Annotated in this window: 19 protein-coding genes and 1 pseudogene; 13 read left to right on the top strand and 7 right to left on the bottom strand. The window is 68.7% G+C overall.

Features of this window, described 5'->3' with window-relative positions; all coding sequences use genetic code 11:
- Nucleotides 1–2538 (top strand): RHS repeat-associated core domain-containing protein (locus tag ACI2L1_RS41350; protein ID WP_404744625.1); only part of this gene is annotated, 2538 nt, incomplete at its 5' end.
- Nucleotides 2539–3182: 644 nt separating this feature from the next.
- Here ACI2L1_RS41350 and ACI2L1_RS41345 read toward each other — a convergent pair.
- Genes ACI2L1_RS41345 through ACI2L1_RS41335 form a run of 3 tightly spaced genes read right to left on the bottom strand, consistent with a single transcriptional unit; the run spans nucleotide 3183 to nucleotide 4959 of the window.
- The gene (locus ACI2L1_RS41345; protein WP_404744624.1) at nucleotides 3183–3842 is read right to left on the bottom strand and encodes a class I SAM-dependent methyltransferase; all 660 of its coding nucleotides are present in this window, start codon (nucleotides 3840–3842) and stop codon (nucleotides 3183–3185) included.
- A gap of 53 nt (nucleotides 3843–3895) precedes the next feature.
- The gene (locus ACI2L1_RS41340; protein WP_404744623.1) at nucleotides 3896–4096 is read right to left on the bottom strand and encodes a DUF397 domain-containing protein; all 201 of its coding nucleotides are present in this window, start codon (nucleotides 4094–4096) and stop codon (nucleotides 3896–3898) included.
- A gap of 8 nt (nucleotides 4097–4104) precedes the next feature.
- Nucleotides 4105–4959 (bottom strand): helix-turn-helix domain-containing protein, encoded by an 855-nt coding sequence (locus ACI2L1_RS41335; RefSeq protein WP_404744622.1) that lies wholly within the window; start codon nucleotides 4957–4959, stop codon nucleotides 4105–4107.
- 208 nt (nucleotides 4960–5167) lie between these two features.
- Between ACI2L1_RS41335 and ACI2L1_RS41330 the strand changes: the two are divergent.
- The 9 genes and pseudogenes from ACI2L1_RS41330 to ACI2L1_RS41290 all read left to right on the top strand — a co-directional run bounded on the left by ACI2L1_RS41330 (nucleotide 5168) and on the right by ACI2L1_RS41290 (nucleotide 15310).
- Nucleotides 5168–5570 (top strand): annotated as a pseudogene (locus ACI2L1_RS41330) (ATP-binding protein).
- 439 nt (nucleotides 5571–6009) lie between these two features.
- On the top strand, nucleotides 6010–7242 hold the full coding sequence (locus ACI2L1_RS41325) for a M20 family metallopeptidase (RefSeq protein ID WP_404744621.1): 1233 nt from the start codon (nucleotides 6010–6012) through the stop codon (nucleotides 7240–7242).
- A gap of 279 nt (nucleotides 7243–7521) precedes the next feature.
- Complete coding sequence (locus tag ACI2L1_RS41320) at nucleotides 7522–8580, top strand: BMP family protein (protein WP_404744620.1); 1059 nt, start codon at nucleotides 7522–7524, stop codon at nucleotides 8578–8580.
- Between the two features lie 276 nt (nucleotides 8581–8856).
- Nucleotides 8857–10527, top strand: coding sequence for an ABC transporter ATP-binding protein (locus tag ACI2L1_RS41315; protein WP_404744619.1), 1671 nt, complete (start codon nucleotides 8857–8859; stop codon nucleotides 10525–10527).
- Nucleotides 10524–11651 carry an ABC transporter permease gene (locus ACI2L1_RS41310; RefSeq protein ID WP_404744618.1) on the top strand — a complete coding sequence of 376 codons (1128 nt, stop codon included), beginning with the start codon at nucleotides 10524–10526 and terminating at the stop codon, nucleotides 11649–11651. The genes ACI2L1_RS41315 and ACI2L1_RS41310 overlap by 4 nt, the downstream gene beginning before the upstream one ends.
- Nucleotides 11651–12934: an ABC transporter permease gene (locus tag ACI2L1_RS41305; protein ID WP_404744617.1), complete on the top strand. Its 1284-nt coding sequence runs from the start codon at nucleotides 11651–11653 to the stop codon at nucleotides 12932–12934. The genes ACI2L1_RS41310 and ACI2L1_RS41305 overlap by 1 nt, the downstream gene beginning before the upstream one ends.
- Nucleotides 12931–13323, top strand: coding sequence for a cytidine deaminase (locus ACI2L1_RS41300; RefSeq protein ID WP_404744616.1), 393 nt, complete (start codon nucleotides 12931–12933; stop codon nucleotides 13321–13323). The genes ACI2L1_RS41305 and ACI2L1_RS41300 overlap by 4 nt, the downstream gene beginning before the upstream one ends.
- Nucleotides 13324–13352: 29 nt before the next feature.
- Nucleotides 13353–14630 carry a thymidine phosphorylase gene (locus ACI2L1_RS41295; RefSeq protein WP_404744627.1) on the top strand — a complete coding sequence of 426 codons (1278 nt, stop codon included), beginning with the start codon at nucleotides 13353–13355 and terminating at the stop codon, nucleotides 14628–14630.
- A 95-nt stretch (nucleotides 14631–14725) separates the two neighbouring features.
- Complete coding sequence (locus tag ACI2L1_RS41290; RefSeq protein WP_404744615.1) at nucleotides 14726–15310, top strand: Uma2 family endonuclease; 585 nt, start codon at nucleotides 14726–14728, stop codon at nucleotides 15308–15310.
- A 1-nt stretch (nucleotide 15311) separates the two neighbouring features.
- Here the strand turns inward: ACI2L1_RS41290 and ACI2L1_RS41285 are convergent, their stop codons facing one another.
- A complete protein-coding gene (locus tag ACI2L1_RS41285) occupies nucleotides 15312–16235 on the bottom strand; it encodes an AEC family transporter (protein ID WP_404744614.1) in 924 nt (307 codons plus the stop codon).
- A 117-nt stretch (nucleotides 16236–16352) separates the two neighbouring features.
- Between ACI2L1_RS41285 and ACI2L1_RS41280 the strand changes: the two genes are divergently transcribed.
- Nucleotides 16353–16739: an STAS domain-containing protein gene (locus ACI2L1_RS41280; RefSeq protein ID WP_404744613.1), complete on the top strand. Its 387-nt coding sequence runs from the start codon at nucleotides 16353–16355 to the stop codon at nucleotides 16737–16739.
- Here ACI2L1_RS41280 and ACI2L1_RS41275 read toward each other — a convergent pair.
- Both ACI2L1_RS41275 and ACI2L1_RS41270 read right to left on the bottom strand, forming a co-directional pair.
- The gene (locus ACI2L1_RS41275; RefSeq protein ID WP_404744612.1) at nucleotides 16623–17636 is read right to left on the bottom strand and encodes a sigma-70 family RNA polymerase sigma factor; all 1014 of its coding nucleotides are present in this window, start codon (nucleotides 17634–17636) and stop codon (nucleotides 16623–16625) included. The two genes, ACI2L1_RS41280 and ACI2L1_RS41275, sit on opposite strands and share 117 nt — an antisense overlap.
- Nucleotides 17637–17995: 359 nt before the next feature.
- Nucleotides 17996–19273: an MFS transporter gene (locus ACI2L1_RS41270; RefSeq protein ID WP_404744611.1), complete on the bottom strand. Its 1278-nt coding sequence runs from the start codon at nucleotides 19271–19273 to the stop codon at nucleotides 17996–17998.
- A gap of 62 nt (nucleotides 19274–19335) precedes the next feature.
- Between ACI2L1_RS41270 and ACI2L1_RS41265 the strand changes: the two genes are divergently transcribed.
- Entirely contained in the window at nucleotides 19336–20286 is a 951-nt protein-coding gene (locus ACI2L1_RS41265) for a LysR family transcriptional regulator (RefSeq protein WP_404744610.1), read from the top strand.
- Nucleotide 20287: 1 nt separating this feature from the next.
- Here ACI2L1_RS41265 and ACI2L1_RS41260 read toward each other — a convergent pair whose 3' ends face one another.
- Nucleotides 20288–21043: an alpha/beta hydrolase gene (locus ACI2L1_RS41260; RefSeq protein WP_404744609.1), complete on the bottom strand. Its 756-nt coding sequence runs from the start codon at nucleotides 21041–21043 to the stop codon at nucleotides 20288–20290.
- A gap of 113 nt (nucleotides 21044–21156) precedes the next feature.
- Between ACI2L1_RS41260 and ACI2L1_RS41255 the strand changes: the two genes are divergently transcribed.
- Nucleotides 21157–22320, top strand: coding sequence for an adenosine deaminase (locus ACI2L1_RS41255; protein ID WP_404744608.1), 1164 nt, complete (start codon nucleotides 21157–21159; stop codon nucleotides 22318–22320).
- Nucleotides 22321–22408: the final 88 nt, after the last annotated feature.

Genomic DNA, 22408 nt, shown 5'->3' with positions numbered 1-22408 from the left:
AGCTACGCCTACGACGAGGCGGGCCGCACGGTCCTGGCGATCCGCCCGGACGGCCGCTACACCAGCATCGCCTACAACGAGGCGGGCCTGCCGGTCACGGTGGCGGCCGCAGACGGCACTCACGTCACCCAGCAGTTCGACGAGTTCGGCAACCGCACGGCGGTGACCGACGCGTCCGGGGCCACGACCCGCTTCACCTACGACGACCACGGCCACCTGGCGTCCGTCACCAACGCCCTCGGGGACACCACCCGGGCCCGGTGCAACCCGGCGGGTTTGCCTCTGGAGATCACCGACCCGTTGGGCGCGGTGACCCGCTACGAACGCGACGTCCTCGGCCGCCCGGTGACGGTCACGGACCCGACCGGTTCGGTGACCCGCCTGGAGTGGACGGTGGAGGGCCGCCTGTCCCGCCGTATCGCGGCAGACGGCACCACCGAATCCTGGACCTACGACGGCGAAGGCAACTGTGTTGCTCACACCGACGCGCTCGGCGCCATCTCCCGCTACGAGTACACCCACTTCGACCTGCTCGCCGCCCGCACCGGCCCGGACGGCGTCCGCTACACCTTCGACCACGACACCGAACTACGCCTCACGCAGGTCACCAACCCGCAGGGCCTGACCTGGAGTTACGAGTACGACCCAGCAGGCCGCCTGGTCTCGGAGACGGACTTCGACGACCGCACGCTGACCTACGACCACGACGCGGCCGGCCAACTGACGGGCAGCACCACGGCATCCGGTCAGTCGATCCACTTCTCGCGGGATGTCCTGGGCCAGGTGATCGGCAAGGACGCGGCCGGGGCGATCACGACGTACGTCTACGACCCGTCGGGCGCCCTGACGGAGGCGACGGGCCCGGACGCGGTCTTGCGGCTGCACCGGGACGAGGCGGGCCGCGTCCTGTCGGAGAAGGTCAACGACCGCTCTCTCACCCACACCTACGACGTACTGGGTCGCAGAACGGGCCGTACGACCCCGACCGGCGTGACGACGACGTGGTCCTACGACGGAGCAGGCCGCTCCACCGGCATGGTGGCGTCGGGCCGCACCCTCACCTTCACCCACGACGAGGCAGGCCGCGAACTCACCCGCCACATAGGCGAGTCGGTGACCCTCACCCACACCTTCGACCCGATGGGCCGCCTGACAAAACAGAACCTGGTCGGCCCGACCGGCAACCGCCTCCAGCACCGCGCCTACACCTACCAGGCCGACGGCAACCTCACCGCCCTCGACGACCACCTCAACGGCACCCGCCACTTCGACCTGGACGCGACGGGCCGGGTGACAGCGGTGCACGCGACGAACTGGACAGAGACGTACGCGTACGACGAGGCGGGCAACCAGACCCAGGCGACCTGGCCGTCAAGTCACCCCGGCCACGAATCGACGGGCACCCGCACCTACACGGGCACCCGCATCACCCGCGCAGGAAACGTCCGCTACGAACACGACGAAGCCGGCCGCATCACCCTCCGCCAGAAAACCCGCCTCTCCCGCAAGCCGGACACCTGGCGCTACGAATGGGACGCGGAAGACCGCCTCACCTCCGTGACGACGCCAGATGGCACCACCTGGCGCTACCACTACGACCCTCTGGGGCGCCGCACGGCCAAACTCCGCCTGGCCGATGACGGCGAAACCGTCGTCGAACGGGTCGACTTCACCTGGGACGGCACGACTCTCTGCGAACAAACCACAACGTCCCCCTCTGCCCCCAACCCGGTCACGCTGACATGGGACCACCAGGGCCTGCACCCGATCACCCAGACGGAACGCGTCACCGGGGCCGACGCCCCCCAGGACGAAATCGACTCCCGTTTCTTCGCCATCGTCACCGACCTGGTGGGCACCCCCACCGAACTGATTGATGAACAGGGCGACATAGCCTGGCGCACCCGCACCACCCTCTGGGGCACCACCGCCTGGGCCACGGACAGCACCGCATACACCCCCCTCCGCTTCCCCGGCCAATACTTCGACCCCGAAACCGGCCTCCACTACAACTACTTCCGCCACTACGACCCCGAAACCGCTCGATATCTCACGCCGGATCCCCTCGGTCTCGCACCCACCCCGAATCCCAATAGCTACGTCACAAACCCCTACACCTGGGCTGACCCACTCGGCCTGGCGCCGGAAGCCTGCACGACCGATGTGGCGCTCGGCACGAGAAAAGAAGGGGATCTGCGTAATTTTGCCGAGTCGCGGAATTTCACTCATTTCCTCGACGACACTCGAGACGGATCACTTTCCCAAGTTCGAGCGGTGGCGCATGAACAGCCTCACGTCAGACTGCATGTGGTCATGGATGGATTCCGTGATATGAGTGACCGTCTCAGCGGTAATGCCGCAGATCTCTTCGAAGCGGCTTATTCGAGAGGGAAGGGAGATAACTGGTATACAACCGAGCGTGAGATGGCCATCGTCGGGGACTCGGTAAAATGGGGACGTCGCGACTGGGCCAGTCTATCCTTCTATCTGAACGGCGCAGAGGTAAGGCTCCCCTGCCCAAGCTTCCTTGGAGGTTAGTTCCAATTGAGACACATTACCCAATGGGAGCGCCCATTCCGAGTTTGGTCGTACACCGTAAGCTACTCCCAGCTCCTGCTGCGGAGCGTAAACGCTGAAGGGTACGACACGAGAATTGATGTGCTTTTCTCCAATGTCGAAATGATGCACCTGAGCCCAGATATGGATCGCCTGGTTGTGGACGAGGCGGACCGGGCCGAAGTCGACCTACCTGTTCCCCAAGCAGCGTGTGGCTCGCACGCTCGAGTTTTCGTCATCAATGAGGGAGAGTCATACGTCATCGCAACTCATTGCCAATGGCATGAAGATGAGGGTGGCCCGCGCAGTCCCTCTAGGTTCGGTCCGCTCCCTGGGGTGCCAGGGTATCCGGATCCTGACTGAACAGATCACAAGCGAAAACACGTTAGTTTCTTCTGAGTTTTCCTGAGATTCTCCAAAAGTGACAGGTGGACGATGTCGTTCGGGCCCCCGTCAGTGGGTTTCGGTCCTCCAGCCGACGTGAGCTGCTCGCTCAAGTGCGCGAGGTCTGTGGCCCGACCATGGAACGCCACGAAACGACCTCGCGAAGCCAAGGTAGATCCATCCTTACGTAGATTGAATCTTACTTCAGCCCTTGCTGCCTTTCCGGCCCGACCGCAGCTGGTCTACGCCGGTTTCCTCGCCACGAGGTATGCCCGGGACAGCTTCTCCTCGCCGAGGGGTTCCCTGAGTACCCGGAGGATCACCTGGAAGCCTGCCTTGGTGAGGGGCTCGGCCACTGCCTCCGGGGTGCGCAACCAGTAGTCGAGGGAGATCTTGTGGCCGAAGCGTTCGTCGAGGTGCAGGTGGGTGCCGCCGGGTTCGTACTGGAAGCCGATCAGGGCGTGGGCGCCGGGGGCGAGGACTCGGTGGAACTCGGCGAAGGCCTGCGGGAGGTGGTCGTCCGGGACGTGGATGATCGAGTAGAGGGCGGTGATGCCGCCGAGCGTTTCCGACGGTAGGTCCAGAGACGTCATCGAGCCCACGTGGAAGCGGAGCGTCGGGTGGGCTCTGCGGGCCAGTTCCACCATCTTCGGGGAGACGTCCACGCCGAAGACCGGGATGCCGAGTGCGTGGAGCGCGGCGGTCACGTGGCCGGGGCCGCTGCCGATGTCGGCCACCGGGCCCTTGCCCTGCTCCTTCACCAACTCCGCGAAGCCGGTGATCTGCGTTCTGTCCAGCGTGGGGATGCCGGCCCAGTCGGAGAACTGCTCGGTGTAGGGCTCGGCGATCGTGTCGTACGCGGTTCGGGTGGCCCGTATGAAGTCGGAGGTCTCGGCGTTCACGGGCTGCACCCTAGCGGGGGCCGGTGGGGTGGCAGGGGGAGTTTGCCCGGTGGTCACCGAGTGGTGGGGTGCGGGGACTTCAGGGCTTCGAGGAAGGCGGTGAAGGGGCCAGGCGGGAAGGTGAGGGTGGCCCTGGTCGGGGTCTTGGAGTCGCGGATCGCTATGTGAGTGGGGTGGGTGGCGATTTCCACGCAGGCGTTGCCGTCGCCGCCGCCGGAGAAGGACGACTTCCGCCAGTTGTCGCGGGTCTTCATCGGTTGCCTCACAGCTCTTTGGCCAGATTGTGGATCAGTTCGCGTGACTGTTTGGGATCGAGTGACGCCGCCTCCACTCTACGGAAGAGCGTTCGAAAGACGCCGAGTTGAGCCTCTGCGTCGATGAACGCCGTGCCGTGAGGGGCGTCGCGGATCACCGTGTCCAGCCTTGGGATGCAGCCACCGGCGTAGATCATCGCGCTGCCGGTGTCGTCGAAGCGTTCCAGGCTGAGCGGGATGACTCGGACGGTGATGTGATCCGCTTCGGAGAGTTCCAGGATGCGGGCGAGCTGTGTCTGCGAGGTGGCCCGGCCGCCGACCCTGATGCGCAGCGCTGCCTCGTGGATCACTGCCTGGTAGGGGATCGGCGTCGGCCCTTCGAGGATCACTCGACGCTGTATGCGATGCCGCACACGCAACTCGCGATCGGCATCGGGGAGTTCCGGGATGCGGGTCGAGAAGAGTGCCCGTGCGTAGTCCTCGGTCTGTACGAGGCCCGACACGTGCAGCAGGTCCACGTCCCATCGGAATGTCGCGTTGTGTTCCAGCTCGGAGAGGTCCAGGAACGGCGTGGGCAACTGCTCCCGGTACTCCTCCCACCAGCCGCGTGTCCGGTCGGTGGCCACCTGCACCAGGGCTGAGATCAACTTCTCGTCGGAGCAGGAGTAGTTGGCGGCCATGCTGCGCAGGCGCTTCTCGCTCACCCCGGTTTGCGCGAATTCGATCTGGCTGATCTGGCCGGAACTCACCCCGAGCAGGGCTGCCGCCTCCCGTCCGGTGAGGCCCGCCTTCTCCCGCAGCCTGCGGAGTTCGGTTCCCAGTCGCATCTGCCGTGCGGTGGGTTCCGGCCTCAGTCCCGCCATGGAGTGCTCCTCGGATCAACACGCCCGTGGGCGCGACTCGTTCGGGGGCAGATTACGCGGTCTGATTGCTAGACCTGGAATTGCAGGTCTACTGTCAGTGACGCAACGCACACTCTGCGGAAGGTCACCGCCCCCCGTCACGCCCGGACTGTCACGGCGATGCCACCGCATGTCCAATCCGAGCGAACGGCCGATCTGGAGTTGACGCATGCCCGAAAAGGAACCCTGGGAGTACACGCTGTACATCCCGAACGACATCCGAGCCGTCACCGTCGCCCCGCCGCACCCTCCGGCTCATCCTGACGATGCACGGCCTGATCCGCCTCGTCGACACCGCGGAGCTCCTCGCGGCGGAGTTGGTCTCCAATGCCGTACGGCACACGAAGGGGCCGGCCGCGCTGAGGGTGCGTTGCTCGGCGGGGGTGTTGCGGATCGGGGCGTGGGATGCGGATCCTCAACCTCCCGAGCTGCCGGGGCAGCTCGACGTGGTGGAGGAGGGCGGGCGGGGGTTGGCGTTGATCAAGGGCTGTGCCGACCAGTGGGGGTGGCAGCCGCTCGCCAGGCACGGCAATCGAGGGAAGTTCGTGTGGTGTGAGCTGGGCGCGGCCTAGCCGCGTCAAGGGCGCTTCGCGTCGGCTGCGCCGATGGCCCTCCGGGCCACCCCTGACACGGCTCGCTCCAGCACCGGCTGGTGGGCGGGCTCGGCCGGGTAGGTGAATCAGTCCGGGTCTCGCTGGGCCGCACCCGCGTTTGATGTCCTCGCCGATCACTGCCGCAGGCGCGAGTGGCCATGTCCCGCCCTGCCCCGCATCCGGCCGTGACCGTTCCGGGACCCCGTCCCAACCCTGTCCCCGGACCGTTTCGACAGATGAACTGAAGCGCAGGGGAGATGCCCGGCGTGGTATGTGTGGGAAAGGAGGTTCCTACCCACCTCAAAACACATCCATGCGTCGAGCGGCCAAATTTTCTTCCCTCTGCGGGTTGAAGTTTTGTTGATCGCGGGTCGGTTGGTCGCCCCGGCGTCCTACCCTTTAGAGGGTGAAGCAACTGATGTCACCAGAGTCCGAGGTCGATCTGCCCGGGGAAGCCGTGCTCCCCGGGGTGCTCCCGGGCGTGCTGAGCGACGCGCTGCACGCCGAACTCGTCCACTTCCGGCGCGACCTGCACATGCACCCGGAGCTGGGCAACCAGGAGTTCCGCACCACCGCGGCGATCAAGGAACGGCTGGAGAAGGCCGGGCTGAAGCCGCGCGTGCTCGCCGTCGGGACCGGGCTCGTCTGTGACATCGGGGAGTGGGACGGCGAGCGGCCCATGCTCGCCCTGCGCGCCGACATCGACGGCCTGCCGATCCCGGACACGAAGAGTGAGTGCTCGTACCGGTCGACCGTGCCCGATCGGGCCCATGCGTGCGGGCACGACGTGCATACGGCGGTGGTGCTGGGGGCCGGTCTCGTTCTCGCCGAGCTCCAGAACAAGGGGCTGCTGCCGCGGCCCGTGCGGCTGCTCTTCCAGCCCGCCGAGGAAGTGCTGCCCGGCGGGGCCGCCGACGCCATCGACTGCGGGGTGCTGGAGGGGGTCGGGAAGATCCTCGCCGTGCACTGCGATCCGCGGGTCGACGCCGGCAAGATCGGGCTCAGGACCGGTGCCATCACCTCCGCGTGCGACCGGCTGGAGATCGCCCTCGACGGACCCGGCGGGCACACCGCCCGGCCGCACCTCACCACCGACCTCGTCACCGCCGCCGCCCGCGTCGTCACCGACGTGCCCGCGATCGTCGGGCGGCGTGTCGACACCCGCGCCGGGCTCGCCGTGACCTGGGGGCGGGTCGAGTCGGGGCACGCCCCGAACGTCATCCCGCAGCACGCCGAGCTCTCCGGGACCGTGCGCTGCCTGGACCTCGACACCTGGCGGCAGGCCCCTGACATCGTCGTCGCGGCCATTGACGAGGTCGCCAATCTGCACGGGGCCAAGTCCGAGATCAACTACATCCGCGGGGTCCCGCCCGTCGTCAACGACGCCGACGTCACCGAGCTGATCCTGGACGCCATGACCGCCCGGCGCGGCGCCGACTCGATCGAGAGCACCGAGCAGAGCCTCGGCGGCGAGGACTTCTCCTGGTACCTGCAGCATGTGCCGGGTGCCATGGCCCGCCTCGGGGTGCGTACGCCGGGGGAGCGCGCCGTGCGCGACCTCCACCAGGGCGACTTCGACGCTGACGAGTCCGCGATCACCGTAGGCGTGGAGATGTTCACGGCAGCAGCCCTGCTGGACGCCGCGAAGTGAGACGAACGGCCCCCTCGGGGGCCGTTCCGCCGCCCGGCGCAACATGGTCGTAAGCCAATCGTGCGCTCTTCGCAATCCGAGTGTGCGAGGCCGGTAGAGCCTCAGTTCAGACGCTGTTTGCCTCGAATCGATAACGGCTTCGGAAGAGGTCTGTTTCCGACATCTACGCGCGTTACGATGCCGCGAAGCCAACGCCGCAGGGGCGTACAGGCCCGAGCACTGGCATGGTGCTCACATGAAGCGCCGACGAGGCGCTCAGGTCAGGTGAAGGAGCCTCCCGTGCGCCGGGTAGCCAAGCTTTCCGCTGCGTGTATCGCTACCGCAGCTCTCGCACTGACTGCCACCGCGTGTGGCAGCACCTCCTCCGAGAACGACAGCTCGTCCTCCTCCTCTTCCGCGAGCGGCGGCACGGGCATCAAGATCGGCCTCGCCTACGACGTCGGCGGCCGCGGTGACCGCTCCTTCAACGACTCCGCCGCGCGCGGTGCCGACAAGGCCGAGAAGGAGTTCGGCGGTTCCATCAAGGAGCTCACCGCCAAGAGCACCGACACCGAGGCCGACCGCGAGCAGCGCCTGACCGACCTGGCGGACGCCGGCTACAACCCGATCGTCGCCGTCGGCTTCTCCTACGCCACCTCGGTCGACAAGGTCGCCGCGAAGTACCCGAAGGTCAACTTCGGTCTCATCGACTCGGTCGCGACCGCCAAGAACGTCGACAGCATCACCTTCACCGAGGAGCAGGGCTCCTACCTCGCCGGTGTCGCCGCCGCGCTGAAGACCAAGAAGGGCCACGTCGGCTTCATCGGCGGCGTGGACACCCCGCTGATCAAGAAGTTCGCGGCGGGCTACGTCCAGGGCGTCAAGGACACCAAGCCCAGCGTCAAGGTCGACGTCCAGTACCTGACCCACGGCTCCGACCTGTCCGGCTTCGCCAGCCCCGACAAGGGCAAGGAGGCCGCGTCCGGCCAGCTCGACAACGGCGCCGACGTGATCTACACCGCGGCCGGCTCCTCCGGCAACGGCGCGATCGAGGCCGTCTCCGCCGTCAAGGGCGCCTGGGCCATCGGCGTGGACTCGGACCAGTACAACATCCCGGGTCTGAGCAAGTACAAGAACTCGATCCTGACCTCGATGGTCAAGAACGTCGACACCGGTGTCTACGACTTCGTCAAGTCCGTCCACGACGGCAAGCCGCTGACCGGCAACCAGATCTACTCGCTCGCCAAGAACGGTGTCGGCCTGGCCACCAGCGGTGGCTTCATCGACGACATCCAGCCCCAGCTGGACGCCGCGAAGAAGAAGATCGTCGACGGCACCGTGAAGGTCAAGACCAGCTGACCTGACGGTTCCCGCCGGAACCCGGGCTCGACGAGGGGGCCTCGACAAACCCCCTCGTCGAGCCATAACAATGTGTCAACTCTACGCGTGTAGCATGGAGTTCCCGCGATGGAGTCTGTCCGGCGGATCAGGTCGGTATCGAGCAGCGGTACCTTGTCAGCACACGCGAGCGGGGACTGGTGCGTCCAGCTGCAAGGCGGAGGAGGGCGTCGACGCGGAGCGTCGGCAACCGACGACAACGCCGCAGATGGGCGTGCCGGTCCCCGCGACACCGACATGATCCGCCGGACAGGCCCCAGCGTCGCCGACGCCTGCCCTCCCCTACGCAGCCCCTTTCCCCCAGGAGAGTGCGCCATCAACGCGTCCAGCCCTCCCGCTGCCGTCGAACTGCGCGGCATCACCAAGCGATTTCCCGGCGTCGTCGCCAACAAGGACATCGACATCACCGTCCGCACGGGCACCGTGCACGCCCTGTGCGGCGAGAACGGCGCCGGCAAGTCCACCCTGATGAAGATCCTCTACGGCATGCAGCAGCCGGACGAGGGCACCATCACGGTGAACGGCGAGACGGTCACCTTCCACACCCCCGCCGACGCCATCGCCCGCGGCATCGGCATGGTGCACCAGCACTTCATGCTCGCCGACAACCTCACCGTCCTGGAGAACGTCGTCCTGGGCGCCGAGAAGCTGTACGGCATCGGCGCCAAGGCCCGCGCGAAGATCAGGGAGATCTCCGCCGCGTACAGCCTGAACATCCGGCCCGACGTCCTCCTTGAGGAGCTCGGCGTCGCCGACCGCCAGCGCGTGGAGATCCTCAAGGTCCTCTACCGCGGCGCCAAGACCCTGATCCTCGACGAGCCCACCGCCGTCCTCGTGCCCCAGGAGGTCGACGCCCTCTTCGACAACCTGCGCGAGCTCAAGGCCGAGGGCCTCACCGTCATCTTCATCTCCCACAAGCTCGGCGAAGTCCTCTCCGTGGCCGACGAGATCACCGTCATCCGGCGCGGCACCACCGTCGGCACCGTCAAGCCCGCCGGCACCACCCCCAAGCAGCTCGCCGAACTGATGGTCGGCAGCGAACTGCCCACCCCGGAGACCGAGGAATCCACGGTCACGGACTTCCCGCTGCTGAAGCTGGACAGCCTGCGCCTGGCCCAGACCGACCTCGACGGCGTCGAGCGGATCATCCTCGACGACATCAGCTTCACCATCCACAAGGGCGAGGTCCTCGGCATCGCCGGCGTGGAGGGCAACGGCCAGTCCGAACTGGTCGAGGCCATCATGGGCATCCGCACCCCCGACTCGGGCACGATCACCCTCGACGGCACCGACATCTCCCACGCCCCCACCCGCCACCGCCGCGAGGCCGGCGTCGGCTACATCCCCGAGGACCGCCACCGCCACGGCCTGCTCCTCGAAGCCCCGCTGTGGGAGAACCGCATCCTCGGCCATGTCACCGAGAAGCCCAACTCCCGCGGCCAGCTGCTCGACATCAGGTCGGCCCGCACCGACACCGAGCGCATCATCCAGGCGTACGACGTCCGCACCCCCGGCATCGACGTCACCGCCGCCTCCCTGTCCGGCGGCAACCAGCAGAAGCTGATCGTCGGCCGCGAGATGAGCCATGCGCCCAAGCTGCTCATCGCCGCCCACCCCACCCGCGGTGTGGACGTCGGCGCGCAGGCCGCGATCTGGGACCACATCCGCGAGGCCCGCCGCGAGGGCCTGGCCGTGCTGCTGATCTCCGCCGACCTGGACGAGCTCATCGGCCTGTCCGACACCCTGCGGGTGATGTACCGCGGCCGGCTGGTCGCCGACGCCGACCCCGCCACCATCACCCCCGAGGAGCTGGGCTCCGCCATGACGGGTGCGGCCACCGGCCACCTGGAGCACACAGAGGACTCCGCAGCGGTCTCCGCAGAGGACGACGAGGACGACGCCCGATGAACAAGCTGACCCAACGCATCGACAAGGAGCGGCTGCTCCTCGCCATCGCGGCCCCGCTGCTCGCGGTCGTCGCCGCGCTCGTCGTCACCACCCTGGTGATCCTCGCCACCGGCAAGAACCCGGGCGCGGCCTTCAGCGACATGCTGACCTACGGCTCCGCGAGCGACAGCCAGGTCTACATCCTCAACAAGGCGACGACGTACTACCTGGCGGGCGTCTCGGTGGCCATCGGCTTCCGGATGAACCTGTTCAACATCGGCGTCGACGGCCAGTACCGCATCGCCGCGTTCTTCGCCGCCGTCCTCGGTGGCGCGCTGACCACGCCGGGCTGGATCTCCATCCCGCTGATCATCCTGTGCGCCATGGGCACCGGCGCCGTGTGGGCGGGCATCGCGGGCGTCCTCAAGGTGACCCGCGGGGTCAGCGAGGTCATCTCGACGATCATGCTCAACTCGATCGCCACCGCGATCATCGCCTACCTGCTCCAGCCCGGAAAGCTCGCCGAACTGCAGGCCGGCGGCACGGTCGTCTCCACCAAGCCGCTGCCGGAGTCGTCGTACTTCTTCCAGATCGACACCGGTGCGGCGGGCGAGCTGTGGGGCTTCATCGTCATCGCGGTGATCGTCGGCATCGCGTACTGGTTCGTCCTCGGCCGCACCCGCTTCGGCTTCGACCTGCGCACCGTCGGCCAGTCCGAGAGCGCCGCCGCCGCGAGCGGTGTCTCGGTGAAGAAGATGGTCGCCACCAGCATGCTGATCTCGGGTGCGGTGGCCGGTCTGATCGGCATGCCGACCCTGCTCAACGACAGCCACCAGTTCAGCAACGACTTCCCCGTAGGCATCGGCTTCACCGGTATCGCCATCGCGCTGCTCGGCCGCAACAACCCGGTCGGCATCGCGCTGGGCGCGCTGCTGTGGGGCTTCCTGGAGCGCACCACCAACCACCTGGAGTTCGAGGGCTACGACAAGGAGATCCTCGGCGTCATCCAGGGCGTCATCGTCCTGTGCGTCGTCATCGCCTACGAAGTCGTACGCCGTTACGGACTCAAGCGCCAGCAGCAGCGGGTCGGCGCCGAGCTCGCCGCCCAGGCCGCAGCCCCGACCAAGAAGCAGGAGGTGGCGTGATGACTGCCACGATGACCGACACGCCGCCCCCCGCGGCACCCAAGACGGACACCGCCACCCGGTCGGGCCGCTCGCTCGGCCAGATCCTCATGATCGTCGCCGGCGCGCTGCTGCTCGTCGCCGCGGTCCGTGTCATCTCCGGCTCCGACCAGCTCACCTCCGAGGGCCAGGTCTCCGCCGCTCTCAGCCTCGCCGTGCCGATCGGCCTCGCGGGTCTCGCCGGTCTGTGGTCCGAGCGCTCCGGTGTGGTCAACATCGGCCTCGAAGGCATGATGATCCTCGGCACCTTCGGCGCCGGCTGGATCGGCTGGCAGTCCAGCCCCTGGCTCGGCCTCCTGTGCGGGGTCGGCTTCGGTGTGCTGGGCGGCCTGCTGCACGCGGTCGCGACCGTCACCTTCGGCGTCGACCACATCGTCTCCGGTGTCGCGATCAACCTCCTCGCGCTCGGCACCACCCAGTACCTCGCCAAGCTCTTCTTCGTGGACGGCAAGGCGGCGGACGCGGGCGGCAACCCCAAGCAGTCCCCGCCCGTCGACTCCCTGCCCCACTTCGACGTACCGGGCCTGTCCAGCGGTCTGCACTCCATCGAGAACCACCACTGGTTCCTGATCTCCGACATCGCCGGCATCCTCGGCGGTCTGGTCACCGACCTGTCCATCGTGACGGTCCTCGCGGTCGTGCTGTTCATCGGCAGCTGGTGGCTGCTGTGGCGCACCCCGTTCGGTCTGCGGCTGCGCTCCTGCGGCGAGAACCCGATCGCCGCGGAGTCCCTCGGCGTCAACGTCTACAAGTACAAGTACATGGCCGTGGCCGTCTCCGGCGGTCTCGCCGGTCTCGGTGGCGCCTTCCTGGCGCTGGTCACCTCGCACACCTACCTGGAGGGCCAGACCGGCGGACGCGGCTACATCGGTCTCGCCGCCATGATCTTCGGCAACTGGCGGCCCGGCGGACTCGCCATGGGCGCGGGCCTGTTCGGCTACTCCGACGCGCTCCAGCTGCGCAACGGCGGCGAGACCGTCCACGCGCTGCTGCTCCTGCTGTTCGTGCTGCTGGTGGCGATGGCCGGCTGGAAGCTGTACAAGAAGGCGCACTGGCAGGGCGGCATCAGCCTCATGGTGGCCGCGGGCGTCCTGGTCTGGTACCTGGTCACCGACGAGGTCCCGAACGACTTCGTGGGCGCCACCCCCTACGTCGTCACGCTGCTGGTGCTGTCGCTGTCCGCGCAGCGCCTGCGGATGCCCAAGGCGGACGGCATGCGTTACCGGAAGGGCCAGGGCAAATGACGGACGTCGACTGGGGCGCGCTCAGGGCCGCGGCGCGGGACGCGATGTCCCGGGCGTATGCCCCCTACTCCGGCTACCCGGTCGGCGTGGCCGCCCTGGTCGACGACGGCCGTACGATCACCGGCTGCAACGTCGAGAACGCCTCCTACGGCCTCGGCCTGTGCGCCGAGTGCGGTCTGGTCTCGGCGCTGCAGAACACGGGGGGCGGCCGCCTCACGCACTTCACCTGCGTGGACGGCCGGGGCGAGGTGCTCGTCCCCTGCGGCCGCTGCCGCCAGCTGCTGTACGAGTTCGGCGGCGCCGAGCTCCTCCTGGAGACCCCGGCGGGCGTCCTGCCGCTGTCGGAGATGCTCCCGCAGGCCTTCGGGCCGGGGCATCTCAACAAGTAATTTCTCGGAAGGAAAAGCCCTGCATGGCCATGGACGTCATCTCCGTCATCCGCACCAAGCGGGACCGCGGTGAACTCAGCGACGAGCAGATCGACTGGGTCATCGACGCGTACACCCGCGGGGAGGTCGCCGACGAGCAGATGTCCGCTCTCGCCATGGCGATCCTGCTCAACGGCATGAACCGCCGCGAGATCGCCCGCTGGACGGCCGCGATGATCGCCTCCGGCGAGCGCATGGAATTCTCGGCCCTGTCCCGCCCGACGGCCGACAAGCACTCCACAGGCGGTGTCGGTGACAAGATCACGCTGCCGCTCGCGCCCCTGGTGGCGGCCTGCGGCGCGGCGGTCCCGCAGCTGTCGGGCCGGGGTCTCGGCCACACCGGCGGCACGCTGGACAAGCTGGAGTCGATCCCGGGCTGGCGCGCACTGCTGTCGAACGAGGAGATGCTGAACGTCCTCGACACGACCGGCGCGGTGGTCTGCGCGGCGGGCGACGGCCTGGCCCCGGCGGACAAGAAGCTGTACGCCCTCCGTGACGTCACGGGAACGGTCGAGGCGATCCCCCTGATCGCCTCCTCCATCATGTCGAAGAAGATCGCGGAGGGGACCGGTTCGCTGGTCCTGGACGTGAAGGTCGGCACCGGCGCCTTCATGAAGACCATCGAGGACGCACGGGAGTTGGCGTCCACGATGGTGGGCCTGGGCACGGACCACGGCGTGAGGACGGTGGCGCTGCTGACGGACATGTCGACGCCGCTCGGCCTCACGGCGGGCAACGCGCTGGAGGTCCGCGAGTCGGTCGAGGTCCTGGCCGGCGGCGGCCCGTCGGACGTGGTGGAACTGACCATCGCGCTGGCCCGCGAGATGCTGGACGCGGCGGGCGTCCGTGACGCCGACCCGGCGAAGGCCCTGGCCGACGGCTCGGCCATGGACGTATGGCGGCGGATGATCGCGGCGCAGGGCGGCGACCCGGACGCGGAGCTGCCCACGTCGAAGGAGCAGCACGTGGTGAAGGCATCGGCCTCGGGCGTCCTGACCCGCCTCGACGCCTACGGCATCGGCGTCGCCGCCTGGCGCCTCGGCGCGGGCCGGGCCCGCAAGGAGGACCCGGTGCAGGCGGGCGCGGGCGTGGAGATGCACGCCAAGCCGGGCGACACGGTCACCGAGGGCCAGCCCCTCCTGACCTTGCACACGGACACCCCGGAGCGCTTCGAGTACGCGTTGCAGTCGATCGAGGGCTCCTACGACATCGCGGCGCCGGGTACGGCCTTCACGGCGTCGCCGGTGGTGCTGGAGCGCATCAGCTGACCTGGCGTTTCCTCATTCGGGTGAACGGGATCGGTGGACCACCACCGGTCCCGTTCGGCATGCTGGGATCGGTGACGCACCGATAGGAGACCGCCATGAGCGCACTCACCGTGGGCCACGATCCCGGGCAGAGCTGGGACGACCTCGTCCAGCTCTGGGACGAGATGGAATGGCCCGAGGGCAGCAAGGTGGAGATCATCGAGGGGATCATCACCGTGTCACCTGCTCCCGCGTCTCGCCACAACGTGATTGCGGCCCGTATCCAGCGTCGCCTGTACTCGGTGATCCCTGAAGACTGGGAGATCTTCCAGACTCAGGCCATCGCCGTACCGTCGCGGCTGGGCATGCTCATCCCGGACATTCTGGTTGCGCCGGTCCAGGAGTGCACTGAGGCGGACTCCTATCTGCCGGGTGCCGTCGCCGAACTTGTCGTGGAGGTCACCTCCAGGAAGAACGCCCGTCACGACCGCGTGAGCAAGCCGGCCGCCTACGCCTCCGCCGGCATCCCGCTCTACCTCCTCGTCGACCGCTGGGCACCGGAGGGGCCTACCGCCACCCTCTACGGAGAGCCCCAGGGAGACGTCTACCGCCCGCTGGCCGTGGCGAAGTTCGGCGAATCCCTCACCATTCCGGCGCCCTTCGACCTCGTCATCGACACCGGCGAGTTCCCCGAGACCTGAGTCACCCGAGCACCGCAGCCACCCCCACCAGCACCGGTACCGACAACACCGTCGACACCAGGATCGAGTCCCGCGCCAGTCGCTCGCCCACGCCGTAGGCCGACGCGTACGTGTAGAGGTTCTGCGCGGCCGGCAGGGCCGACGTCACCACCACGTCGAGGAGTTGGCCTCCGTGCAGGCCGAAGACTCCGGCGGCCAGGACCCAGGCCGCCGCGGGCTGCCCCACCGACTTGAGCGCGACCGAAAGCAGGACGAGCTGTCGGTCCGGGCCCCGGCCGGCCATGGTGCTGCCGCACAGGGAGATGCCGAAGGCGAGCAGGACCGCCGGGACCGACATACCGCCGATGAGGGTGACGGGGTCCATCACCGCGGCCGGGACGTGCACTCCCGTCGCCGACACCGCGACCCCGGCCAGCGAGCCGAGCGCGATCGGGTTGCGCAGGGGCGTGGGCAGCCGTAGCCACAGCGGGCTCTTCCCGCCTGAACCCGACGCCAGGCCCAGGACCGTCAGCGCGACCGGGGTCACCCCCACCAGCTGGAACAGCAGGACCGGCGCCACGAGCGACGCGTCGCCCAGGACGTACACCGCGATCGGAAGGCCGAGGTTGCCCGAGTTGACGTAACTGGAGCACAGCGCGCCGATGGTGGTACGGCCAAGACCCCAGCCGCGTACGACACCCACCGCGACGAACACCCCCGCCGCCGCTGCCGTGCTCAGCGCAGTGACCAGCAGGCGGCTGGAGAAGATCACCGACAGGTCGGCCCGTGCCAGCGTGGTGAACAGCAGCGCCGGGGACGCCACATGGAAGGCGAGTTTGGTCAGGACCTCGCGGCCCTGGTCGCCGAGATAGCCACGCAGGCCGATGACATAGCCCACGCCGATGACCACCGCGATCACCGCGAAGCCGGTCAGCACTCCCTGCACGGAGACCCCTCAAGGGTGAGAAGGGCGTGAGGTATCCAGGGAGGTGCTGATGGGTGGCGCATACAGGCAACCCTCGGGGGAAGGCGGCGCCCAGGTCAACGTGATTCTGCGTGGCCGATGAGTTACGCCCGCCCCTCCGGTCTACCGCTCGTGGACGCCATGACACCCGCCGTACTCGTGCTGGCCGGCCCCGTCACCCGGGACGAGGTGACGGGGCTGAGTGACGAGGTCCGGGCCCTGTTGCGGACGACCGGTGCCGGGGTCGTGGTGTGCGATGTCGCCGGGCTGGGGCCGCCGGGGCTCGGCGCCGTCGACCTGCTCGCCCGGCTCCAGCTCGCGGCCCGGCGGGCCGGCGGCAGGATCAGGCTGCGCGACCCCGATCCCGGGCTACGCGCCCTCCTTGACCTCGTCGGCCTCCGCTTCGAGGTGGAGGAGCAGGCCGAACAGGGGGAACCAGCGCTCGGTGTCGAGGAAGAAGTGGAACCCGGTGAGCCGGCCGTCTGAGATCTCCAGTATCTGGACCGCCCAGGGGCTGTGACCGCCCTTCTCCGGGTCCGGCTTGTACTGGGCGAACCCCGGCAGGCCGTTGACCTGCACCGGCACCAGGCGGGAGCCCTCGCAGGCCGAGCCCAGCGTCGTCATGAAGCCCGTGATGTCGTCGTGGCCCGTCAGCCACAGGTCGAACGGCGGCATCGTCATGATGGCGTCCTCGTGGAGGAGGGCCGTCAGCGCCGTCATGTCGTACCCCTCGAACGCCTTCACATAGCGGTCGAGGAGCTTCTGCTGCTCCTCGTCCAGCGGGTCGGAGACGGCCGCGTCGGCGCCGTGCTCCTCCCTCTCGGCGAGTGTGGCGCGGGCCCGCTGCAGCGCGCTGTTGACCGAGGCGACGGTGGTGTCGAGCAGTTCGGCGACCTCGCTCGCCTTCCAGGCCAGCACCTCGCGCAGGATCAGCACCGCGCGCTGCTTGGGCGGCAGTTGCTGCAGGGCGGCCATGAAGGCGAGTCGCACGGTCTCCTTGGCGACGGCCGCCTCTGCCGGGTCCTCGACGGTCGGCAGGATGCGGTTGTCCGGCATCGGCTCCAGCCAGGTGTGGTCCGGGCGGGGGGAGAGGGCGGCCTGGGCGAGGGGCGTCGACTCCGAGAGGTCCATGGGGCGGGCGCGCTTGTTGCCCGCTGTGAGCATGTCCAGGCAGACGTTGGTCGCGATCCGGTACAGCCAGGAGCGGAGGCTGGAGCGGCCCTCGAACTTGTCGTAGCTCCGCCAGGCCCGCACCAGGGTGTCCTGCACCGCGTCCTCGGCCTCGAAGGAGGAACCGAGCATGCGGTAGCAGTAACCGGTCAGTTCCGTGCGGTGTTTCTCCAGCCTGACGTCGAGGTCTGTCGTCGCCGTACTGTCCGTCATCGTCCACCCACCCCTGTGGCCGTGCTGTGTCGCGCCTTTGCGCCCAGTACTCGGAAACTACCGCAGGGGTCTGACAATGGCGTGCCGAGCGGGGGAAGGTGCAGGTCAGAGGTTTCTCGCCCCCGCCGCCCCTACCCGTCCCGTTCCTGGGGGCTGCCGCCCCCAGACCCCCGCTTCGGCCCTGAAGGGGCCTCGTCCTCAAACGCCGGACGGGCTGATTTCAGCCCCTCCGGCGTTTGAGGAGCGGGGGTCCGGGGGCGGAGCCCCTGGAGGACGGGACGGGACGGGTAGGGGCGGCGGGGGCGAAAAAAGCTCCCCCTGACCGGCCGACCCCGGTCAGGGGAAGCGAGACGTGCGGCTCAGGCCGTGGCGAGCCGCTGCCCGGCCCTTGCCGCACGCGTTCCGAGGACGGTGATCGACACCACGCCGAGCACCGCCAGCAGGCCGACCCCGACCGTCCCGGCCCAGCCGCCCGCGTGGAAGGCGAGCGCGCCGACCGTGCTGCCCGCACTGGAGCCGACGTAGTAGGCGGACTGGTAGAGGGCCGAGGCCTGGGCGCGACCATGCGTGGCCGTCTTGCTGACCGCCGAGGACGCCACCGCGTGCCCCGCGAAGAAGCCGCCGGTGATCAGGACCAGGCCCAGGAGAACCAGCCACAGGGAGCCGGAGAGGGAGAGCAGCAGGCCCGTTGCCGTCGTACCGCCCGCCGCGTACAGGGCGCCCCGGCGGCCCAGCCGTCCGACCAGCCGGCCTGCCGTCGACGCGGACACCGTGCCCACCAGGTAGACGAGGAAGATCGAGCCGATGATGCCCTGGGGCAGCGAGAAGGGCGCCTCGGCCAGGCGGTAGCCGATCACCGTGTACACGCCGCCGAAGACCGTCATGAACAGCGCGCCGATCGCGTAGAGACGGCGCAGCAGCGGGTCCGAGAGATGCGTACGGACCGTGCCGAGCAGCACACGCGGCTTCAGCGAGCCCGCCGCGAAGTGCTTCGGCGCAGGGAGCAGCAGGCGGAACGCCACCGCGCACGCCACCGCGATCACGCCGATGACCCCGACGGCCACCCGCCAGCCCCACTCCTGCGCGACCCACCCGGTGATGACCCGGCCGCTCATCCCGCCCACACTGTTGCCCGCGACGAACAGGCCGATCGCCGTGACCAGGGCCTTCGGGCGGACCTCCTCGGCGAGATACGCCGTCGCGGAGGCGGGCAGCCCGGCCAGCGCCGCCCCCTGCACCGCCCGCAGCGCGACCAGCGCGGGCAGCGAGGGCGCGAAGGGCACCAGGAGCCCGACGGTCACCGCGACCGCCAGCGAGGCCGTCATGACCGTACGGCGTCCGAAGCGCTCGGAGAGGGCGCTCATCGGCAGCACGAACAGGGCCAGTCCACCGGTGGCCGCCGCCACCGTCCAGCTCGCCTCGCTCGCCGCCACCCCGAACTCGCCCGAGATCAGCGGGAGAAGGGCCTGCGTGGAGTACAGCAGCGCGAAGGTCGCGACACCGGCGAGGAAGAGGGCGAAGCTCATCCGGCGGTAGCCGGGGCCGCCCGGAGCCATACGGGAGTCGGTGACGGATGAGGCGGCAGGGACAGCGGATACGGCGCCCACGCGGGTGGACGCCTCGGTACTGGCAGGCATGCTTCGAACCTAGAGATCCCCCACTCATCCGTCCAATGCATGGATTCGTCATAATCGTTCCCATGGTGCATCAGCAGAGGTCACAAGCTCATCTGTCACCGTCCAGTGACACAGAAGACATTGTTGCGCTGCTCGCGCCGCGCCTCGCGTACTTCGCCGGGGTCGCCCGCACCGAGCACGTCACGCGGGCCGCGCAGGAGATGGACGTACCGCAGTCGACGCTCTCGCGTGCGATGGTCCGCCTGGAACAGGACCTGGGCGTCGACCTGTTCGCCCGCATCGGCCGCACGGTCTCCCTGACCCCCGCGGGGCGTACCTTCCTCGCCTCCGTCGAACGGGCCCTCGCCGAGATCGAGCGGGCCGCCGACGAGGTCCGCGCCGACGCCGACCCGGCCACCGGCAAGGTCGCCTTCGGCTTCCTGCACACCATGGGTTCGGAAACGGTCCCCGGCCTGATCCGCGCCTTCCGCGCCGACCATCCCCGCGTCCGCTTCAGCCTGGTCCAGAACTATGGCGAGGCGATGATCGAGCGATTGCGCGCGGGGGAGTTGGACCTCTGCCTGACGTCCCCGGTCCCGGACGCCCCGGATCTGGTCGCCCGCCGCCTCGACGAACAGAAGCTACGGCTCGTGGTCCCCACCGACCACCCGCTCGCGGCCCGCAGGCGCGTCCGCCTCGCCGAGGCCGCCGACGAGGTCTTCGTCACCCTGGAACCCGGTTACGGCCTCCGCCGCATCACCGACGACCTCTGCCAGGAGGCCGGCTTCAAGCCGCGGATCGCCTTCGAGGGGGAGGAGGCGGAGACGCTGAGGGGCCTGGTGGCGGCGGGCCTGGGGGTGGCACTGCTCCCTCCGCCGGCCTTCCCCCGCCCGGGGGTGGCGGAACTGACGGTCACCGCGCCGCGAGCGGCACGGGAGATCGGCGTCGCCTGGCTCGACGGTCACCCGGACACCCCGCCGGTGGCGGCCTTCAAGAAGTTTCTCCTGTCGAGAAGGGGGAGCCTGCTTCCCTGAGCTACCGCCGACGCCCGAACCCGGAAGCGAGCGGCATCCGCAACCCCAGGGGCGGAGGCGCGGCCAGCGCGTCCCGCACGGGTCGCGACAAAGCCCGCCCGAACAGCGCCCCCATCACGAAGTCCTCGGTGAGCGCCTGAACTTCGGCCCGGTACTGATGCAACCCGTGCCCGTCGGAGTGCACTTCGAAGCGGCACACGTCCCGGTTCGCCTTCTTCGCCCGGGACGCGAGCCGGAAGGACAGCTCGGGGTCCGTCTGCTCGTCGTTCGTGCCGTGCACCAGCAGCACCCGCCGCCCCACGAGCTGCTTCACCGGCTCGGGGGCCGCCGCCACGTCCTCCTCGGGCAGCCAAGGAGCGATCGCCACCACGGAGTTGACGGCCTCGTGCCCACCCGAGTGCAGCGCGGCCCGCGCGCCCATGTCGACGCCGACCAGGGACACGGGAACGTCGCCATAACGCCGTACGACTTCGCTCGCGGCCCACGTCGCGTCCTGCGCGAGATGCGCCTCGTTGCCGTTCCACCCGCGATAGCGGTAGTGCACGACGTGCGCCGCCAGTCCGTCCCGCTGCCCGGTCCGGGCCAGCCGACGCCCCAACGCCCTTACGGCGGACGGGAGTCGCATGGAGGAGGGCCTGCGCAGAGAGGTTTCGTCGCCGCCCGGAAGGAGCAGCACCACCCCGCTCACCGTCGCCGGCTCCGGGCCGAGTGTCCTGCCCAGTCGGGCGCTGCGAACCGGCGTCGCTTGCTGTGCCATGACAGAACAGTGTCAGAAGCCCGGGTGTACGACACGGGGCGGGGCGGTCACCGTTACGTATCGGCGGATTCGTACAGCAGGCGATCTACGCGCGTAGGAGTTAGAGTGCGGAAATGACGAGCCAGACTGACCGGATGGGGAACCCCCCGAGCTCGGACCAGATCCGCCGGGCACCCAAGGTTCTGCTGCACGATCACCTCGACGGCGGGCTGCGGCCCGGCACGATCGTCGAGCTCGCCCGGGAGACCGGGTATTCCCAACTCCCCGACACCGATGCGGACCGGCTGGGCGTCTGGTTCCGCGAAGCCGCCGACTCCGGTTCGCTGGAGCGGTACTTGGAGACCTTCTCGCACACCGTCGGCGTGATGCAGACCCGCGAGGCGCTCGTGCGGGTGGCCGCCGAATGCGCCGAGGACCTCGCCGAGGACGGTGTGGTCTACGCGGAGGTGCGGTACGCCCCCGAACAGCATCTCGAAAAGGGCCTGACCCTCGAAGAGGTCGTCGAGGCGGTCAACGAGGGGTTCCGGGAAGGGGAGCGCAGGGCCAGGGCGAACGGTCACCGCATCCGCGTCGGCGCCCTGCTGACCGCGATGCGGCACGCGGCCCGTGCCCTGGAGATCGCCGAACTCGCCAACCGCTACAGGGACTTGGGGGTCGTGGGTTTCGACATCGCCGGGGCCGAGGCCGGTTACCCGCCCACCCGGCACCTCGACGCCTTCGAGTATCTGAAGCGCGAGAACAACCACTTCACCATCCACGCCGGCGAGGCCTTCGGACTGCCATCCATCTGGCAGGCCCTCCAGTGGTGCGGCGCCGACCGGCTCGGGCACGGTGTGCGCATCATCGACGACATCCAGGTCCACGAGGACGGCACGGTCAAGCTCGGCCGGCTCGCCTCGTACGTCCGGGACAAGCGGATTCCGCTGGAGCTGTGCCCCAGCTCCAACCTCCAGACCGGGGCGGCCGCCTCGTATGCCGAACACCCGATCGGCCTGCTGCGGCGCCTCCACTTCCGGGCGACCGTGAACACCGACAACCGGCTGATGTCCGGCACCGGCATGAGCCGGGAATTCGAGCATCTTGTCGACGCGTTCGGCTATACGCTCGACGATCTCCAGTGGTTCTCCGTCAATGCGATGAAATCAGCGTTCATTCCTTTCGATGAACGACTCGCGATGATCAATGACGTCATCAAGCCCGGTTATGCCGAGCTGAAGTCCGAATGGCTGTTCCAGCAGACTGCCTCCACCAGCGGTTCTGTGGACGAGGAGAGCTGACCCGGGGCAATTCTCGGGCACGGAATGCGGGCGGGTGTTCACAATCCGTCCGCATTTCGATGTTTGCGGGAGGCGGGCGCGCATGTTT

It is taken from the genome of Streptomyces sp. NPDC019531, assembly GCF_044903305.1.
Lineage (GTDB): Bacteria > Actinomycetota > Actinomycetes > Streptomycetales > Streptomycetaceae > Streptomyces.
The sequence above is the reverse complement of the archived record's forward strand: the minus strand, read 5'-3'. Positions and strand labels throughout refer to the sequence as shown.

Bases quoted from the DNA above. Each gene is read 5' to 3' on its own strand.
- ACI2L1_RS41275 (WP_404744612.1), bottom strand. From the start codon at position 17,636: ATGACGGACAGTACGGCGACGACAGACCTCGACGTCAGGCTGGAGAAA.
- ACI2L1_RS41260 (WP_404744609.1), bottom strand. From the start codon at position 21,043: ATGGCACAGCAAGCGACGCCGGTTCGCAGCGCCCGACTGGGCAGGACA.
- ACI2L1_RS41340 (WP_404744623.1), bottom strand. From the start codon at position 4,096: ATGAAGACCCGCGACAACTGGCGGAAGTCGTCCTTCTCCGGCGGCGGC.
- ACI2L1_RS41255 (WP_404744608.1), top strand. From the start codon at position 21,157: ATGACGAGCCAGACTGACCGGATGGGGAACCCCCCGAGCTCGGACCAG.
- ACI2L1_RS41315 (WP_404744619.1), top strand. From the start codon at position 8,857: ATGATCCGCCGGACAGGCCCCAGCGTCGCCGACGCCTGCCCTCCCCTA.
- ACI2L1_RS41295 (WP_404744627.1), top strand. From the start codon at position 13,353: ATGGACGTCATCTCCGTCATCCGCACCAAGCGGGACCGCGGTGAACTC.
- ACI2L1_RS41290 (WP_404744615.1), top strand. From the start codon at position 14,726: ATGAGCGCACTCACCGTGGGCCACGATCCCGGGCAGAGCTGGGACGAC.
- ACI2L1_RS41270 (WP_404744611.1), bottom strand. From the start codon at position 19,273: ATGCCTGCCAGTACCGAGGCGTCCACCCGCGTGGGCGCCGTATCCGCT.
- ACI2L1_RS41280 (WP_404744613.1), top strand. From the start codon at position 16,353: ATGAGTTACGCCCGCCCCTCCGGTCTACCGCTCGTGGACGCCATGACA.
- ACI2L1_RS41265 (WP_404744610.1), top strand. From the start codon at position 19,336: ATGGTGCATCAGCAGAGGTCACAAGCTCATCTGTCACCGTCCAGTGAC.
- ACI2L1_RS41325 (WP_404744621.1), top strand. From the start codon at position 6,010: ATGTCACCAGAGTCCGAGGTCGATCTGCCCGGGGAAGCCGTGCTCCCC.
- ACI2L1_RS41300 (WP_404744616.1), top strand. From the start codon at position 12,931: ATGACGGACGTCGACTGGGGCGCGCTCAGGGCCGCGGCGCGGGACGCG.
- ACI2L1_RS41305 (WP_404744617.1), top strand. From the start codon at position 11,651: ATGACTGCCACGATGACCGACACGCCGCCCCCCGCGGCACCCAAGACG.
- ACI2L1_RS41335 (WP_404744622.1), bottom strand. From the start codon at position 4,959: ATGGCGGGACTGAGGCCGGAACCCACCGCACGGCAGATGCGACTGGGA.
- ACI2L1_RS41310 (WP_404744618.1), top strand. From the start codon at position 10,524: ATGAACAAGCTGACCCAACGCATCGACAAGGAGCGGCTGCTCCTCGCC.